Genomic DNA, 16,242 nt, shown 5'->3' with positions numbered 1-16,242 from the left:
GTTCACACCGGGGCTATCTTGCCACACAATCATGGGTTTCGCGCTGTTTAGCGTGCGCCAGCCAATCCCTGGTATTCGCGGTAGTAGCGCCCGCCCAGGTTCGTCAATACCTCGTAGCCGATGGTATTGGCCATGGCCGCCACGGCGTCGACCGGGTGTTCGGCGCAGATCAGGTCGACCAGGCTGCCCGGCGCGACGCGCTCTTCGGCGATGGCGCTCACGTCCAAGGTGATGGAATCCATCGAGATGGCGCCGATCTGCGGCACTTTCACGCCATCGACGATGGCCAGGCCCTGGTTGCTCATGCTGCGCAGCCAGCCATCGGCGTAACCGACGGAAACAGTGGCCACCTGGCGCGGCTCGCTGGCCGTATAGCGGCGGCTGTAACCCACGTGGTCGCCGGCGGCAATCGTGCGCGTCTGCAAGACCTTGCCTTGCAGGCGCACCACGGAACGCAGGGGATTCGGTTCGCCGCCCTGCGGCCCGATGCCGTACAGGGCCGCACCGGGGCGCACCAGGTCGAAGTGATAATCGGGCGACAAAAAGATGCCCGAGGAATTGGCCAGGCTGGCGCGGTATTGTGGCAAACGGGCGCGGATGGCCGTAAAACGTGCCAGCTGTTCGCCATTCATCGGGTTGCTGCGCTCGTCGGCGCAAGCCAGGTGGCTCATGAGGTAGCGCACTTTGATGCCGTCGAGAAAGTGCGGGTCCAGCAGCCAAGCGTCGATTTCCTGCGGCGACAAACCCATGCGCGACATGCCCGTGTCGACCTGCACATTCGCTTCCAAGGTTTTGCCCAGCGCCTTCGCATGCGCACGCCAGCCAGCCACCTGCGGCTCGCTGTTGAGCACGGGAATCAGGCCATGGGCCGTGAATTCGCCTTCCGTGCCGACGGGCGGACCGTGCAGCACGAAGATGTCCGCGTCGGGCGCCACATGCGGGCGCAGGCTGATGCCCTCTTCCAGGTGCGCCACAAAAAAGTGGCGGCAACCTTCTTCATACAGGGCCGCGCCCACTTGCGCGGCGCCCAGGCCATACGCGTCGGACTTCACGACGGCCGAGCAGGCGGCCGGGTGCGCCTTGTCGCGCAGCAAGCGGTAGTTGGCGCGCACGGCGTCCAGGTCCACCGTCAGGATGGCGCCGCTACGTTCCTTCGGAGGCATGCTGGCCCCCATCTCAGGCCGCCGCGTGCTGCAGTTTGCCATGGCCCTGCGCGCCGCTGTAGCGGCTGACGGACAGGTCGTCGGCCAGGATGGCCGGCTTCTTCGACGACATCAGGTCGGCCAGCAACTGTGCCGAACCGCAGGACATGGTCCAGCCCAGGGTGCCGTGGCCCGTGTTCAGGAACAGGTTGCGCAGCGGCGTGCGGCCGACGATCGGCGTGCCGTCCGGCGTCATCGGGCGCAAGCCCGTCCAGAAGGTCGCTTCCGCCGTATTGCCGCCGCCAGGGAACAGGTCGTTGACGACCATTTCCAGCGTTTCGCGGCGGCGCGGGTTCAGGTTCAGGTTGTAGCCGGCGATTTCCGCCATGCCGCCCACGCGGATGCGGTCGTCGAAACGGGTCACGGCAATCTTGTAGGTTTCATCGAGGATGGTCGACACGGGCGCCTTGGCCGCGTTGACGATAGGCACGGTGATCGAATAGCCCTTCAACGGATACACGGGAATATCGAGCAGCGGCTTCATGAAGCCCGTCGAATAGGAACCGAGCGCCACCACGTAGGAGTCGGCCTTGACGATTTCCGCGCCGCACTGCACGCCGGCGATTTCATCACCCTGCGTCAGCAGCGCGTCGATCGATACGCCATAGCGGAACTTCACGCCCAGCGCCACGGCCATCTCGGACAGGCGCGTGGTAAACAGCTGGCAATCGCCCGTTTCATCGTTGGGCAAGCGCAAGCCGCCGAACAGCTTATCCTTGACGGCTTCCAGGGCCGGCTCGGCGCGCGACAGTTCGTTGCGCTGCAGTACTTCATACGGCACACCCGCGTCTTTCAACACTTCGATATCCTTGGCGGCGTCGTTGTATTGCTTTTCGGTGCGGAACAATTGCATCGTGCCTTGCTGGCGGCCTTCGTAGGTGATGCCCGCCTCGGCGCGCAAGACCTTGAAGCAGTCGCGGCTGTATTCGGCCAGGCGCACCATGCGTTCCTTGTTCACGGCATACGCTTCCGGTGTGCAATTACGCAACATCTGCCACATCCATTTGAGCTGGGCGGCGCTGCCGTCGAGCGAGATGGCCAGGGGCGCGTGGCGTTGCATCATCCACTTCACGGCTTTCAGGGGAATGCCGGGCGCAGCCCATGGCGAAGCGTAGCCGGGCGAGATTTGCCCCGCATTCGCAAAGCTGGTTTCCAGTGCCGGGCCCGGCTGACGGTCGATGACGGTCACCTCATGTCCTGCCTTGGCCAGATAGTAAGCACTGGTGACGCCGATGACGCCGCTACCCAGAATCACGATACGCATAGTTTCCTCATTATATTTTTTTAGGCTGACGCCAGATTAACCGCTATCATATTGGGAAAGAGCCAGTATTTGTTCACGTATAAATCGAGATATTCAGCAATAAATCATGAGAATCCTTAAAGAATCGGCACGTGGCCTCGACAAGCTGGATCGCCACATCCTGCGCATCCTGCAACAGGATGGCCGCATCTCGATGAAAGACCTCGGTGAACAGGTGGGACTGTCCATCACGCCCTGCATCGAGCGGGTCAAGCGCATGGAGCGCGACGGCGTCATCACGGGCTACCATGCCAAGGTGAACCCGGCCGCGCTGGGCGCCAAGCTGCTCGTCTTTGTAGAGATTACGCTCAATCAAAAATCCGCGTCCGCCTTCGAGCAATTCCGCCGCGAAGTGCTGCAAATTCCCGAGGTACAGGAATGCCACCTGGTGTCGGGCGACTTCGATTACCTGATCAAGGCGCGCATCCATGAAATGGCCGAGTACCGCAAGCTGCTGGGCGACATGCTGCTGCAGCTGCCGGGCGCCGCGCAATCGAAAAGCTATGTGGTGATGGAAGAAATCAAGGAAACGCTGGCGCTGTCGACCGACGTATTGCAGAGTCGATAAAAGTACCGTCTGCCGGAACCAAAGGCATCGTTTTGTGCACCTTTGTATAATCTTGTAGCACATTGCCTGGTTCGCAAGCACACTCCTCTCCTGACATCACGCCCGTCCCCTCTGAGATTGGAAGCAGTGATGCACACTGGGAGTCCCTATGAACACATTGATCAAACTGGCAGCTTCCTGCCTCGCGGGCCTGGCCGTGGCCATGTGCACCGCCAGTGAATACAAGGTCAACCGCGCGCCGGACAATGGCGCCATCTATCAGAACATCAAGGTCGGCAAGACCACCCGCCTCGACCTCGACGCGGCCCTGGGCAACGCCACCGTCGTCAGCTTCGATCCCGGCTATGAAGTCTGGGTCTACAAGAACCAGCTGCAAGCGCCCAAGGTGACGCGGCTGATCCCCCTGCTCGGCGAAAAAGGCACGCGCGAAGTGGCCGTCATGTTCGACCAGGCGGGTATCGTCAGGAAATTCCGGATACACGAGCCGCGCAAGTAGGCGGCCGGTGCGCCGCAGCGCACGCCGCCACGCCTGCCAGCAACAGCATGGTGGCCGCCGCCTCGGCCAGCGTAGGCCAGCGCTGCTCCCACAAGTAACCGTACAGCAAGGCAAACAGGAATTCAAAGACTATCATCTGCCCCATCAGGGTGAGCGGCAACACGCGGCTGGCATGGTTCCACAAGCCATTGCCGACGACGGAGCACAGCAGCGCGACACCCATGACGACACCCGCAAACTGCAGCCAGGCCGTGCCGCCATGCGCGGCAGGTGCGGCAAGCGCGACGGGAATGGCCAGCAGCAGCGCGGCAGCGCCCGTCACCACGCCCGTGAGCAAATTCCACTCCTGCGCCGATACCGAGTGCAGCCGTCCCAGCCAGCGGCTGTTGCCGACCGCATACACCGTCCACGACAGCAGCGCCGCCAGCGCGCACAGCAGCCCCAGCAGGGACGCATGGCGGGGGCTGGCCAGCGACTGCCAGCTGATGCAGGCCAGCCCGCCCGCGCTCAGCAGCAAAGAAGGGATCAGGCGCCGCAGCGGCACGGCATGCCGGTCGCGGCTGCCGACGAGCGTGACGACCAGCGGCAGCAAGCCGATCACCATCGACGTCATCGCCACGCCGCCCGTCTGCACGGCACTGGCCAGCAGCACGTAATACACGATATTGCCTGTCAGGCTGAGCCAGACGAGCCCGCGCCATTCACGCCAGCTCAAGGCGCGCAGCAGGCGCCGCCACGACGGTGCAACGAGCACGGCCGCGATCAGGCCATACGCCAGGTAGCGGCCCACGGACAGTTCCAGCGGCTGGAAAGCGGGGATCAGCGCCGGCGCCAGGAATACCAGCCCCCACAGTGCGCCTGCGGCGATGCCAGCCAGCATGCCCAGCCGGCTCTTGTTTTCTTGATGCATGGTCAATCTCCTGAAAAGGAGATTGTGGCAAGTCTGCCGCGTCGATTCTTGGCGCCAGCTACTGCCTTGTTGACCATTTCTCCCATTTATCGCGACAAGCGCGCCGGTAGGCCGCTGGCGTGACATCCATGCTGTCGCGCATGACGCGCGTCAATGCGCTCTGTTCGGAAAAGCCGGCCGCCAGCGCGATCTCGGCGAGGCTGGCATCGCCGGCGGCAAGCAAGTCGCAGGCGCGTCCTAAGCGCTGCTGCAACAGCCAGGCATGCGGGCTGGCATCCATTTCTTCACGAAACAGCGCATGCAGGCGGCTGACGCTGAGATTCGCAAAGTGCGCCATCGACGCCGTCGACCACGGCAAGCCCGGCTCGGCTTGCACACGGGCAAGCAGTGCGCCCAGGCGCGAACGGGGCTGCGGCTCTCCCAGCAACAAGGTATCGAGCAACAGCGGCGTCCAGCCCGTGACGATGGCCGGCGTCAGCGCCCGCTGCTGCGCCATGACGCCCAGGTAGTCCATCAGCTTGCGGGCGCCCGGCCCGATCGCCGTGTAGGGACCGTCCAGCAGGCGTTGCCAGCCGCTGCGCGCCACGGCGGCCGCGTCCACGTCGACAATGATGGAATGATTGGCCACTTGGCTATGCTGGACATGCCAGGCGTGCGCCGCGATCACCACGCCCAGCTGCGTATCGACTTTCCCCTGCCTGCCATCGATTTCCAGCAATAGCTGTCCGCTGATGGGCAGCACCAGCTGTACGAAATCGTGGCGGTCCGGCGCGCCGATGTGCGCATAGCTGCGAAAGCTGAGGCCGATGGCAAAGTGTGATGGACTGGACATGGCGAGACCGCCTGGGCGAAGAAGCCTCCATTTTATCAGTTCAGTGCTCCCTTGCTGATGCGCAGATGCGCGCGCCCGCCGCGTCCTCTTGCCCTACACTGGCGTTTTCTCCTCCGGTGCTTCCATGCAATTACCCGCAAGCCTCGCCCACATCTCGGCGCAACAAGACTGGCAACACACGACTGCGTATCCGCCGCTCGGCTTCACCCCGTTTGCAGAAAGTGCACTGGGCAATGGCGACACGTTCGGCCTGTACTGGCCCATCGGCCGCGAAGCGAGCGAACCCATCGTCGTCGAAACGTGGCACGACGAGTGGCGCATCCAGCCGCACTTTTCCAGCCTGACGGCGTTTCTGCAAGCCTACGCAGCAGCGGAGGATGAGTATGTCGGCACGCCATCGCTGGCCGACGACCCCGCTTCGCCGCGCGCCGCTTTCCTGGAAGCCAAGGAACAGATCGCGCAGCGCAAGCCGGAGGCGGCCATCGCCTTGCTGGAAGCGGCGCTGGCCATCGTTCCCGAATATACGGACGCCCTGATACTGCTGCACGGCCAGTACGTGCGCGCGGGAAGAACCGACGACGCCGTCAAAGTGGCCATCCAGGCCATCATCTCGCCCCCGTCATTCGGCGGCCCGCCCCTGAAAGCCTTGCAATGGCTGCGCACGCAGCCGGTGCCGGAGGGGGAGCTTGACCCCATCTGGCGCGCCTGCGGGCAGTTGTCGTTCCACTTTGGCGGCAGCAAGGAAAATGGGGATTATCGCGTGCTGCTGGCCGCCATCGACGACTACCTGGCCCAGGGCGACCCGATACGCGCCTCGACATTGATGCAAACGTATGCCGAACTGATGAGCGCGGAAACCGTCTCGTTCCAGGAACGCTACGCCTTCGATCCAGCCGCCTTCATCGCGCGGCAAATCGCCGTCAGCGCGATGCTGCCGCACGACAGCCGGGACCCCGCCATGCTATGGTCAGGCGACCTGGCCTAGCTGCTGCCGGAACAGCTTGCGATACGCCGAAGGCGACGTCTGCAAGTTCGCGCGGAAATGCTGGCGCAGCGACAGGGCCGTGCCGAAGCCGGCCTCTTGCGCGACGATGTCGATCGAGGCCGCGCTCTTTTCCAGCAAGCCTTGCGCATGCGCCAGGCGCTGGTTCAGCAGCCACTGCTTGAACGACGTGCCCATGGCCTGGCGGAAGTGGCGCGTGAAATTGCGCCGGCTCATGGCGGCCTGTTCGGCCAGCGCATCGATGCTGTGCGCCTGGCCCAGGCTGGCCGTCACGCTGGCGAGCACGTCGGCAAAGCGCCCTTCGCTGCCGGACACGGGCAGCGGGCGCTCGATGAACTGCGCCTGGCCGCCCTGGCGGTGCGGCGCTACCAGCAGGCGGCGCGCCACCCGGTTCGCCACCTCGGCGCCCGCCAATTGGCGCAGCAGATACAGGCAGCAATCGAGGCCGGCCGCCACGCCAGCCGACGTCAGCACGGCGCCATCGTCCACATACAGCACTTCCCGGTCCACCCTGACCTTGGGATAACGGGCCGCCAACCGGTCCGCCATGCCCCAGTGCGTGGCCGCGCTCTTGCCATCCAACAAGCCCGCCTGCGCCAGGGGAAATGCGCCCAGGCACAGGCCCACCATGCGCGCGCCGCGCCGGCTGGCCGCTTGCAGCGCCGCGACCAGGGGCGCGGCCGCATCGCGGCAATCGTCGTGCCAGGCCGGCATGATGACGATATCGGCACCGTCCAGCCCTTCCAGGCCGAACTCGGGCGTGATGCCGAAGCCGGCCGCCGTGCGCAACGGTACGGTGTCGGCGGCGCATACGCGCACGTGGAACGGCGGCAGATCGGCCTCGTCCGTCTGGGCGCCAAACACGAGGCAAGGCACGGACAGGTGAAACGGCGTCATGCCGTCGAAGGCGATCACGGCCACCGTCAACGGAGCGGCAAGGGCAAGAGAAGTAGTCATGGCCCGATTTTATCGCAGATAGGCCTTCGGGCCACTTTTTGTTTGCAGCCAGCAGCTTGAAAATGGCTGTATCGAGGAACTGTCTCCTCTTTCAACCGCTCAAGGAGAACCCATGTCCAGCACCCCACGCCGCGCCCTGCTCGTCATCGACGTACAAAATGAATACTTCACGGGCGACATGCCCATCGAATATCCATCCGTCGACATTTCCCTGCCGAACATCGTCCAGGCCATGGCCGCCGCCCGCGCCGCCCGCGTGCCCGTGATCGTCGTCCAGCACGATGCGCCGGAAGCTTCCCCCATCTTCGCCAAGGGCAGCGACGGCTGGCAGCTGCATCCGCAAGTGGCAGCGTTTGCCGCCGACCACCGTATCAACAAGACCATGGGCAGCGCGTTTGCGGGCACGGACTTGCGCGAATGGCTGGCCGGCCACGGCATCGACACCCTGAGCGTCATCGGCTACATGACGCACAACTGCGACGCGGCCACCATTTACCAGGCCGCGCACGATGGCTTGCAAGTCGAGTTTCTGCAAGACGCCACCGGCACCCTGCCCTATGCCAATGCGGGCGGCACGGCCAGCGCCGAGGAAATCCACCGCGTCTTCAGCGCCGTGTTCCACTCGAATTTCGCCGCCGTCGCCAGCACGCAGGACTGGCTCAAGGCCGTAAGCGAAGGCAAGCCGCTGGAAATCGACAATATCTATCTGTCGAACCAGCGCGCGCGCAAGGCACTGGCGAACTGACGCCGGCGGGAATGGACGGGTATCATGCGTCCATTCCCAACTTGATGATGAACGATGCGAAAAATAACTGTGCTGGGCTCAAGCGCTGTTGGCGTATTCCTGCTGGCCACCGCCGCCCTGGTGCTGGCGGGACTCAACGACAAACTCGCCGCCGCCGACGTGATCGTCGTGCCCGGCAATACCATCTTGCCAGACGGCACGCCCAGCCCCCGGCTGCAGGCGCGACTCGACGTCGCGCTCAAGCAATTTCAGGAACACAGGGCGCCGCGCATCCTCGTCAGCGGGGCGACGGGCAAGGAAGGTTTTGACGAGGCCGCAGCTATGGCCCGCTACCTGCAATCGCGCGGCGTGCCGGCTGGCGCCATCATCAAAGATAATCAAGGCTGGACGACGGACGCCACGGCCCGCAACGCTGCAGCCCTGATGCGCCAACACGGCTGGCACACGGCCATGGTGGCCACGCAATACTTTCACGTGCCCCGCTTCCGGCTGGCGCTGGAGCGCAGCGGCATCACCGTCAGCGGCAACGTGCATGCGCCCTATTTCGAGCTGCGCGACGTGTACTCGGTGCCGCGCGAAACGGTAGGTTACGCCGTGTATTTTGCGCTGCACTGAGCCAATACATTTACTCGCTCCAGTCGCGCGACCTTTCCACGGCGCGCTGCCACTTGTGCAGCCGGCTCAAGCGTTCATCGGCCGCCATCTTCGGCTCGAAACGGCGTCCCACCTGCCACTGGGCGGCGATTTCTTCCTGCGATTCCCAGAAGCCCACGGCCAGGCCCGCCAGGTAGGCGGCGCCCAGGGCTGTCGTTTCCGTTACCACGGGGCGCACCACGGGCACATTTAATATGTCGGCCTGGAACTGCATCAGCATGTCGTTGCGGGCCGCGCCGCCGTCCACGCGCAGTTCGGAAAGCGCGATGCCCGCGTCGTCCTGCATGGCGGACAGGACGTCGACGTTCTGGTACGCCACGCCCTCCAATGCCGCGCGCGCAATGTGCGCCTTGCCCGTGCCGCGCGTGATGCCGATCAAGGTGCCGCGCGCATACGGGTCCCAGTACGGCGCGCCGAGTCCCGCGAACGCGGGCACGAAGACGAGGCCGCCCGAATCGGGCACGCTGGTGGCCAGCGCTTCCACTTCGGACGAGTCGCGGATGATGCCGATGCCGTCGCGCATCCATTGCACGGCCGCACCGGCGATAAAGGCGCTGCCTTCGAGCAAGTAATCGGTCTTGTCGCTGCCCGCACCCAGGCTCCAGCCCACCGTCGTCAACAGCCGGTTTTTCGATGGCAGGGGGCGCTTGCCCACGTTCATCAGCATGAAGCAGCCGGTGCCGTAGGTATTCTTGGCCATGCCCGGCTTCAGGCACGCCTGGCCGAAGGTGGCCGCCTGCTGGTCGCCCGCGATGCCGGCGATCGGCACGGAGATGCCCAGCAGTGCCGCATGCGTGTGCGCGGCCACGCCGCTCGAGGGCGCGACGTCGGGCAGCAGGGAGGCGGGAATGTCCAGCAGCGCCAGCAAATCCGTGTCCCATTGCAAAGTATGAATGTTGAACAGCATGGTGCGCGACGCGTTGCTCGTGTCCGTCAAATGGGCGCCGCTCATCTTGTAGATCAGCCAGCTGTCGATGGTGCCGAAGGCCAACTCGCCCCGTTCGGCGCGCGCACGGGCGCCGGGAACGTTGTCGAGCAGCCATTTAAGTTTGGTGGCGGAAAAATAGGCGTCCAGCACGAGCCCCGTCTTTTGCTGGATCACGTCCGCCTTGCCCTGCTCGACCAGCTGCTCGCAATAGGCGGCATTTCTGCGGTCTTGCCAGACGATGGCGTTGGCGACGGGTTCACCCGTGGCGCGGTCCCACAGCACCGTCGTTTCGCGCTGGTTGGTGACGCCGATGGCGGCCACGTCGGACGCGGCCACGCCGCTGTCGCGCAGCACTTGGTGCAGCACGCCCTCTTGCGAGGCCCAGATTTCGTTCGCGTCATGCTCGACCCAGCCCGGCTGGGGGAAAATCTGGCGGAACTCGCGCTGCGCGCTGGCGTGCGGCCGTCCCCCATGGTCGAACAGGATGGCGCGCGAACTGGTGGTGCCCTGATCTAAAGCAAGTATATATTTGGTCATTGTCTGGTGGCGCGGAAAAACGGGTAAAAACAGGCACGGAGCCATCAAGCTCCGTGCCCTCAGCACTGCAGCGGCAGTTTACCTTACCTTGCCTTCTTTCCAGGCTTGCAGCAGCTTGTCGTAGGCTATCGTTTCACCCTTCGGCTTTTCATTCGCCAGCTTTTTCCATGGAGCGTGCTGGTCCGACAGATACTGGTTCGGATCGACCTTGGGATTAAGCTTGGGCGCGCAGGCCTTCATGCCGGCACGCTGCAAACGCGCCATGACCTGGTCCATTTCCTCGGCCAGGTTATCCATGGCGGCTTGCGGCGTTTTTTCCGCTGTGATCGCCGTGGCCACGTTCTTCCACCACAGCTGCGCCAGCTTCGGATAGTCGGGCACGTTGTTGCCGGTCGGCGTCCACGCCACGCGAGCGGGGCTGCGGTAGAACTCGATCAAGCCGCCGTATTCGTTCGCGTGTTTCGTGAAGTAATCGTGGCGGATGTCGGAATCGCGGATAAACGTCAGGCCGACGATCGATTTCTTCAGCGACACGGTTTTCGACGTAACGAATTGCGCGTACAGCCAGGCGGCGGCCTTGCGGTCGTCGGGCGTGGACTTGAACAGGAACCAGGAACCCACGTCCTGGTAGCCGTTCTGCATGCCCTCTTTCCAGTACGGGCCGTGCGGCGACGGCGCCATGCGCCATTTCGGCGTGCCATCCTTGTTGACCACTGGCAAGCCCGGTTTCGTCATGCCGGCCGTAAACGCCGTGTACCAGAAGATTTGCTGGGCGATTTCGCCCTGCGCCGGCACGGGGCCCGATTCCGAGAAATTCATGCCGTTCGCCTGCGGCGGCGCGTATTTCTTCATCCAGTCGATGTATTTCGTCAGCGCAAAGACGGCCGCCGGCGAATTGGTGGCGCCGCCGCGCGACATGGACGCGCCAACGGGCGTGCACTTGTCAGCCGCGACCTTGATGCCCCACTCATCGACAGGCATGCCGTTCGGAATGCCCTTGTCGGCCGCGCCAGCCATCGACAGCCACGCATCGGTGAAGCGCCAGCCCAGCGACGGATCTTTCTTGCCATAATCCATGTGGCCATAGACTTTCTTGCCGTCCAGTTCCTTCACATCATTCGTGAAGAAATCGGCGATGTCCTCATACGCGGACCAGTTCTGCGGCACGCCCAGCTCGTAGCCATACTTGGCCTTGAACTTGGCTTGCAAATCCTTGCGCGCAAACCAGTCGGCACGGAACCAGTACAGGTTGGCAAATTGCTGGTCGGGCAGTTGATAGACCTTGCCATCGGGCGCCGTGGTAAAACTGATGCCGATGAAATCTTTCAAGTCCAGGCCAGGATTGGTATATTCCTTGCCCTTGGCGGCCATGTAGTCGGACAGCGGCTCGACGGCGCCGTAGCGGTAATGGGTGCCGATCAGGTCGGAATCGGAAATCCAGCCGTCATAGATGCTCTTGCCGGACTGCATCGACGTTTGCAGCTTTTCCACCACGTCGCCTTCCTGGATGATGTCGTGGCGTACCTTGATGCCCGTGATTTCCTCGAAGGCCTTGGCCAGGGTCTTCGATTCGTAGACGTGGGTGTCGATGGTTTCCGAAACCACGGAAATTTCCTTGATGCCCTTGGCTTTCAGCTTGGCCGCCGCATCGATGAACCATTTCATTTCAGCAAGCTGCTGCTCCTTGCTCAGGCTGGATGGCTGGAATTCCTTGTCGATCCAGGTTTGCGCCTGCTTGGCGTCGGCCAGGGCCGCATTCGACACGAGCATGGCCGCAGCCGCGAAGACCGTGAACTTCAATTTCATCGTGAATCTCCTTTTATAGTTTTTACCGGCCGCCTGCTGGCGGTACGGCATCCATCAACACCGGCAAGCCGGTTATCCCCAACGCATGACAATCAACAACAACACAAAACTGATGGCAGCACCAATCGCCTGCTGCATTTCCGTAAACCCCGCCCACGCCAGATTCACATAGGCCGCCGTGAGCAAGCCGATGAACAAACGGTCGCCGCGCGTCGTCGGCATGGGCAAAAAACCCTTGCGCTCGATGCTGGGCGAACGGATTTGCCACACCGTCATGCCGGCCAGCATCAAGCCGATGCAAATAAAGAAGATGGCCACTTCCGGCGTCCACGCCATCCAGCCGAACAGGCTGGCTGTGCTATCGGTATTTTCCATGTCACACCCTCCCCATCGCGAAACCCTTGGCAATGTAATGCCGCACGAACCAGATCACCAGCGCGCCGGGCACGATGGTCAGCACACCGGCCGCCGCCAGCACGCCCCAGTCCATGCCGGCCGCCGACACGGTGCGCGTCATGGTGGCGGCGATCGGCTTGGCATTGACGGACGTCAAGGTACGCGCCAGCAGCAACTCCACCCAGCTGAACATGAAGCAGAAGAACGCCGTCACGCCCACGCCCGACTTGATCATCGGCAAGAAGATGCGGATGAAGAAGCGCGGGAAGCTGTAGCCGTCGATATACGCCGTTTCATCGATTTCCTTGGGCACGCCGGACATGAAGCCTTCCAGTATCCACACGGCCAGCGGCACGTTGAAGACCATGTGCGCGAGCGCCACGGCCAGGTGCGTATCCATCAGGCCCACCGTCGAATACAGCTGGAAGAACGGTACGAGGAAGACGGCGGGCGGCGTCATGCGGTTGGTCAGCAGCCAGAAGAACAAATGCTTGTCGCCGACAAAGTTGTAGCGCGAGAAAGCATAGGCGGCCGGCAAGGCGACCGTGACCGACATCACCATGTTCAAGGCCACGTAGATCATGGAATTGATGTAGCCGCTGTACCAGGACCGGTCCGTAAAAATCGTGTGGTAATTGGCGAACGTCAATTGCTGGGGCCACAGGCTCAGCACGCCGACGATTTCCTCGTTGGTCTTGAGAGACATGTTGAGCATCCAGTAGATGGGCAACAGGGACGCGAGCAGAAAGACGACGAGGATGGTGCTGCTCATTTTCTTGTGCATCATTTCTGGTCTCCCGTGCCAACGCGCTGCATCCACGTGTACAACACAAAGCAGAACAGCAGGATGATGAGGAAATAGATCAGGGAAAACGCGGACGCCGGCCCCAGGTCGAACTGGCCCACGGCCTTTTGCGTCAGGTACTGCGACAGGAACGTGGTGGCATTGCCCGGCCCGCCGCCCGTCAGCACGAACGGTTCCGTGTAGATCATGAAACTGTCCATGAAGCGCAGCAAGACGGCGATCATCAGCACATTGCGCAGTTTCGGCAGCTGGATGTAGCGGAACACGGCCAGGCGCGAGGCGCCGTCGATGCGCGCCGCCTGGTAATACGCGTCGGGAATGGCGCGCAAGCCCGCATAGCACAGCAGCACGACGAGAGGCGTCCAGTGCCAGATATCCATCACCATCACCGTCAGCCACGCGTCGAGCGAATTGCCGTTGTAGTTGTAGTCAAAGCCCAGCTGGTTCAGGGTATAGCCCATCAGGCCGATGTCGCCGCGGCCAAAGATTTGCCAGATGGTGCCCACCACGTTCCAGGGTATCAAGAGGGGCAGCGCGATCAGCACCAAGGCGAGGGACGCCTTCCAGCCATCGGCCGGCATGCACAGGGCAATCAAAATACCCAGCGGAATCTGGATGGCCAGCACGGAGCCGGAAAACAGCAACTGGCGCAGCAAAGCGCTGTGCAAGTCGCCGTCCAGCATGACCATGCGGAACCATTCGGTGCCCACGAAGACCTTTTGCGTGGGGCTCAGAATATCCTGCACGGAATAATTGACCACCGTCATCAGGGGCAGGATGGCGGAAAAGGCTACGCACAGCAGCACGGGCAAGATCAATAGCCAGGCGCGGCGGTTGTTATCGGTTTTACCGTTATGTATCATCAGGCCACCCGCTTATCGTTGACATAGTAAAGGGTGCGTTGCGGCGGAAAGCGCAGCCGCACAGCATTCCCGGCGACGGCGTCGATGGCGCGCAGCTTGGCCGCCACCGTCGCGCCGCCCAGCTGGAATTCCGCCAGGTAATGCGTGCCCATGTTGCGCACGGCCGTGACCGTGGCGTCCAGGCAATGGTCGCCACCTTCGCCACCCTCGCCCGCTTTCACGCATTCGACAAATTCCGGCCGCACGCCCACGGTGATTTTCCCTTGCGCGCCAGACAGCGCCGCGCGGGCGGCAGCGGACACGGCCAGTAGCTGCCCCGCCACGCGCACACCGCCGTCGTCCAGGGTGCAATCGAGCAAGTTCATGCCCGGGTTGCCGATGAAATAGCCGACAAATGTGTGCTCGGGCTCCTCGAACAGCGCTTGCGCGCTGCCCGTCTGCACCACTTCGCCCTGCGTCATGACGACCACCTGGTCGGCAAAGGTCAGCGCTTCCACCTGGTCGTGCGTGACATAGATCAGGGACAATTTCAGTTCGTGGTGGATTTCCTTGAGTTTGCGGCGCAACAGCCATTTCAAATGCGGGTCGATCACCGTCAGCGGTTCGTCGAACAGCACGGCCGCCACGTCGGGACGCACGAGACCGCGTCCCAGCGAAATCTTTTGCTTGGCATCCACGGACAAGCCGCTGGCGCGCAATTTCAAGTCGCCCGTCAATTCCAGCATCTGCGCCACCTGCTGCACGCGCTTTTTCACCTCGATCTCTTTCCAGCCGCGATTACGCAGCGGAAACGCCAGGTTGTCGTGCACGGTCATGGTGTCGTAGATGACGGGAAACTGGAATACTTGCGCGATATTGCGCGCCTCGGTCGGCAGCTGCGTGACGTCCTTGCCGTCGAACAGCACCTTGCCATGCGACGGCTTGACCAGGCCGGAAATAATGTTGAGCAAGGTCGTCTTGCCGCAGCCGGACGGCCCCAGCAAGGCGTAGGCGCCGCCGTCATGCCATTCCATGCTCATGGGCCGCAGCGCATAGTCGGCGGGGGCCGTCGGGTTCGGTTTGTAGGCGTGGGCCAGGTCGACCAGTTCGATGCGCGCCATGTCACACCCCTCCTTGCGCAGGAGCGAACAGCAGGCCGCCATCACTGGCAAAAATCAGCAAGGCATGCGGCTGGCAATACACGGTGCAGGCGCTGCCGATCTCCAGGTTGTGCACGCCGCCCAGCTGCGCCACCAGGGCCAGGTCGCCGCGGCGCGCATGCACATAGGTTTCCGAGCCGCTGATTTCCGCCAGGTCCACCGTAGCTGCGATAGCCACGTCGCCATCGGACTGCGGTGACAAATGCAGGCTGTGCGCGCGCACGCCGAGGATCACCTGCGTGCTGCCGCCCAGGCGGGCGCGCTGTGCGCCGCTCAAATGGATCGACAGGCCATCGGCCGCCTGCGCCACGCCGCTCGCATCCACACGCGCGGGGATCAGGTTGATGGGCGGGTCGCTGAAGGTGCGCGCCACGTCGATGGAATTGGGGGCGTTGAAGACGTCCAGGGTCGGCCCCTGCTGCAGCAAACGTCCCTCGTGCAGCACGGCCACGTGGCCGCCCAGCTGCAGCGCTTCCAGCGGTTCCGTGGTCGCGTACACGACCGTCGTACTGCCGCTGGAAAACAGTTCCGTCAATTCGCGGCGCAATTCCTCGCGCAGCTTGTAGTCGAGGTTCACCAGGGGCTCGTCGAGCAGCAGCAGGGACGCATCCTTGATCAGCGCGCGCCCCAGCGCCGTGCGCTGCTGCTGGCCGCCCGACAATTCTCCGGGCGTGCGCTGCAGATACGGCGTGATGTGCAGGCGCTCGGCCAGCGCCAACACTTTGGTGCGTATCTGCTCCTCGGGTACCTTGCGCAGGCGCAAGGGCGAAGCGATATTGTCGTAGACGGTGAAGGCCGGATAGTTGATGAATTGCTGGTACACCATGGCCAGGTTGCGTTTGCTGACGGGCACGCCCGTCACGTCGACGCCATCGGCCGTGACCGTGCCCCCGCTGGGCTTGTCCAGGCCCGCCATCACGCGCATCAGGGTCGTCTTGCCGGCACGCGTGGTGCCCAGCAAGACGTTGATGGCGCCCGGCACCAGGGCCAGTGACATCGGATATAAAAAGTCGTCAGCCCCCTGCTTCCTGCTGATCTTGTCCAGTACCAGTTGCACGCGCTTCTCCTCCAGTGATGTATCTTATTCTTCGCCGCACC

17 protein-coding genes are annotated in these 16,242 nt (G+C 63.1%); 5 read left to right on the top strand and 12 right to left on the bottom strand.

Features of this window, described 5'->3' with window-relative positions; translation table 11 throughout:
- Positions 1-47: 47 nt before the first annotated feature.
- Positions 48-1,163 carry an alanine racemase gene (gene alr, locus V3C40_RS00190; RefSeq protein WP_331776117.1) on the bottom strand — a complete coding sequence of 372 codons (1,116 nt, stop codon included), beginning with the start codon at positions 1,161-1,163 and terminating at the stop codon, positions 48-50.
- 13 nt (positions 1,164-1,176) lie between these two features.
- The gene (locus V3C40_RS00185) at positions 1,177-2,466 is read right to left on the bottom strand and encodes a D-amino acid dehydrogenase (protein ID WP_034754980.1); all 1,290 of its coding nucleotides are present in this window, start codon (positions 2,464-2,466) and stop codon (positions 1,177-1,179) included.
- A 106-nt stretch (positions 2,467-2,572) separates the two neighbouring features.
- On the opposite strand from V3C40_RS00185, the gene V3C40_RS00180 reads away from it, so the two are divergent.
- The gene (locus tag V3C40_RS00180; RefSeq protein WP_034754979.1) at positions 2,573-3,073 is read left to right on the top strand and encodes an Lrp/AsnC ligand binding domain-containing protein; all 501 of its coding nucleotides are present in this window, start codon (positions 2,573-2,575) and stop codon (positions 3,071-3,073) included.
- Positions 3,074-3,221: 148 nt separating this feature from the next.
- Positions 3,222-3,569: a hypothetical protein gene (locus V3C40_RS00175; protein ID WP_034754978.1), complete on the top strand. Its 348-nt coding sequence runs from the start codon at positions 3,222-3,224 to the stop codon at positions 3,567-3,569.
- On the opposite strand, the gene V3C40_RS00170 is transcribed toward V3C40_RS00175, so the two are convergent.
- Positions 3,535-4,479: a DMT family transporter gene (locus V3C40_RS00170; protein WP_331776116.1), complete on the bottom strand. Its 945-nt coding sequence runs from the start codon at positions 4,477-4,479 to the stop codon at positions 3,535-3,537. The two genes, V3C40_RS00175 and V3C40_RS00170, sit on opposite strands and share 35 nt — an antisense overlap.
- Positions 4,480-4,537: 58 nt before the next feature.
- Positions 4,538-5,311 carry a helix-turn-helix transcriptional regulator gene (locus V3C40_RS00165; RefSeq protein ID WP_331776115.1) on the bottom strand — a complete coding sequence of 258 codons (774 nt, stop codon included), beginning with the start codon at positions 5,309-5,311 and terminating at the stop codon, positions 4,538-4,540.
- Between the two features lie 124 nt (positions 5,312-5,435).
- On the opposite strand from V3C40_RS00165, the gene V3C40_RS00160 reads away from it, so the two are divergent.
- Complete coding sequence (locus tag V3C40_RS00160) at positions 5,436-6,296, top strand: tetratricopeptide repeat protein (protein WP_331776114.1); 861 nt, start codon at positions 5,436-5,438, stop codon at positions 6,294-6,296.
- On the opposite strand, the gene V3C40_RS00155 is transcribed toward V3C40_RS00160, so the two are convergent.
- Positions 6,279-7,241 (bottom strand): GlxA family transcriptional regulator, encoded by a 963-nt coding sequence (locus tag V3C40_RS00155; protein WP_442907223.1) that lies wholly within the window; start codon positions 7,239-7,241, stop codon positions 6,279-6,281. The two genes, V3C40_RS00160 and V3C40_RS00155, sit on opposite strands and share 18 nt — an antisense overlap.
- 142 nt (positions 7,242-7,383) lie before the next feature.
- Here V3C40_RS00155 and V3C40_RS00150 point away from each other — a divergent pair, with 142 nt between their 5' ends.
- Positions 7,384-8,016 (top strand): cysteine hydrolase family protein, encoded by a 633-nt coding sequence (locus V3C40_RS00150; protein ID WP_331776112.1) that lies wholly within the window; start codon positions 7,384-7,386, stop codon positions 8,014-8,016.
- Positions 8,017-8,070: 54 nt separating this feature from the next.
- Complete coding sequence (locus V3C40_RS00145) at positions 8,071-8,631, top strand: YdcF family protein (RefSeq protein WP_331776111.1); 561 nt, start codon at positions 8,071-8,073, stop codon at positions 8,629-8,631.
- A gap of 10 nt (positions 8,632-8,641) precedes the next feature.
- Here V3C40_RS00145 and glpK read toward each other — a convergent pair whose 3' ends face one another.
- The 7 genes from glpK to V3C40_RS00110 form a co-directional block, all read right to left on the bottom strand.
- Positions 8,642-10,135 carry a glycerol kinase GlpK gene (gene glpK / locus V3C40_RS00140; protein ID WP_331776110.1) on the bottom strand — a complete coding sequence of 498 codons (1,494 nt, stop codon included), beginning with the start codon at positions 10,133-10,135 and terminating at the stop codon, positions 8,642-8,644.
- Between the two features lie 78 nt (positions 10,136-10,213).
- Positions 10,214-11,941 carry an ABC transporter substrate-binding protein gene (locus V3C40_RS00135; RefSeq protein ID WP_331776109.1) on the bottom strand — a complete coding sequence of 576 codons (1,728 nt, stop codon included), beginning with the start codon at positions 11,939-11,941 and terminating at the stop codon, positions 10,214-10,216.
- A gap of 72 nt (positions 11,942-12,013) precedes the next feature.
- Positions 12,014-12,289: a DUF2160 domain-containing protein gene (locus tag V3C40_RS00130; protein WP_034755012.1), complete on the bottom strand. Its 276-nt coding sequence runs from the start codon at positions 12,287-12,289 to the stop codon at positions 12,014-12,016.
- 28 nt (positions 12,290-12,317) lie between these two features.
- Positions 12,318-13,124, bottom strand: coding sequence for a carbohydrate ABC transporter permease (locus V3C40_RS00125; RefSeq protein ID WP_034754968.1), 807 nt, complete (start codon positions 13,122-13,124; stop codon positions 12,318-12,320).
- Positions 13,121-14,005 (bottom strand): carbohydrate ABC transporter permease, encoded by an 885-nt coding sequence (locus V3C40_RS00120; RefSeq protein ID WP_034754965.1) that lies wholly within the window; start codon positions 14,003-14,005, stop codon positions 13,121-13,123. Before V3C40_RS00120 ends, V3C40_RS00125 begins: the two co-directional genes overlap by 4 nt.
- Positions 14,005-15,105: an ABC transporter ATP-binding protein gene (locus tag V3C40_RS00115; RefSeq protein WP_319991131.1), complete on the bottom strand. Its 1,101-nt coding sequence runs from the start codon at positions 15,103-15,105 to the stop codon at positions 14,005-14,007. The genes V3C40_RS00120 and V3C40_RS00115 overlap by 1 nt, the downstream gene beginning before the upstream one ends.
- A 1-nt stretch (position 15,106) precedes the next feature.
- Entirely contained in the window at positions 15,107-16,201 is a 1,095-nt protein-coding gene (locus V3C40_RS00110) for an ABC transporter ATP-binding protein (protein WP_070302013.1), read from the bottom strand.
- Positions 16,202-16,242 lie beyond the last annotated feature (41 nt).

This window comes from Janthinobacterium sp. LS2A (assembly GCF_036543145.1).
Classification (GTDB): Bacteria; Pseudomonadota; Gammaproteobacteria; order Burkholderiales; family Burkholderiaceae_D; genus Janthinobacterium; species Janthinobacterium aestuarii.
Note: the sequence above shows the minus strand (reverse complement) of the source record. Positions and strands in the feature narration are given on the sequence as shown.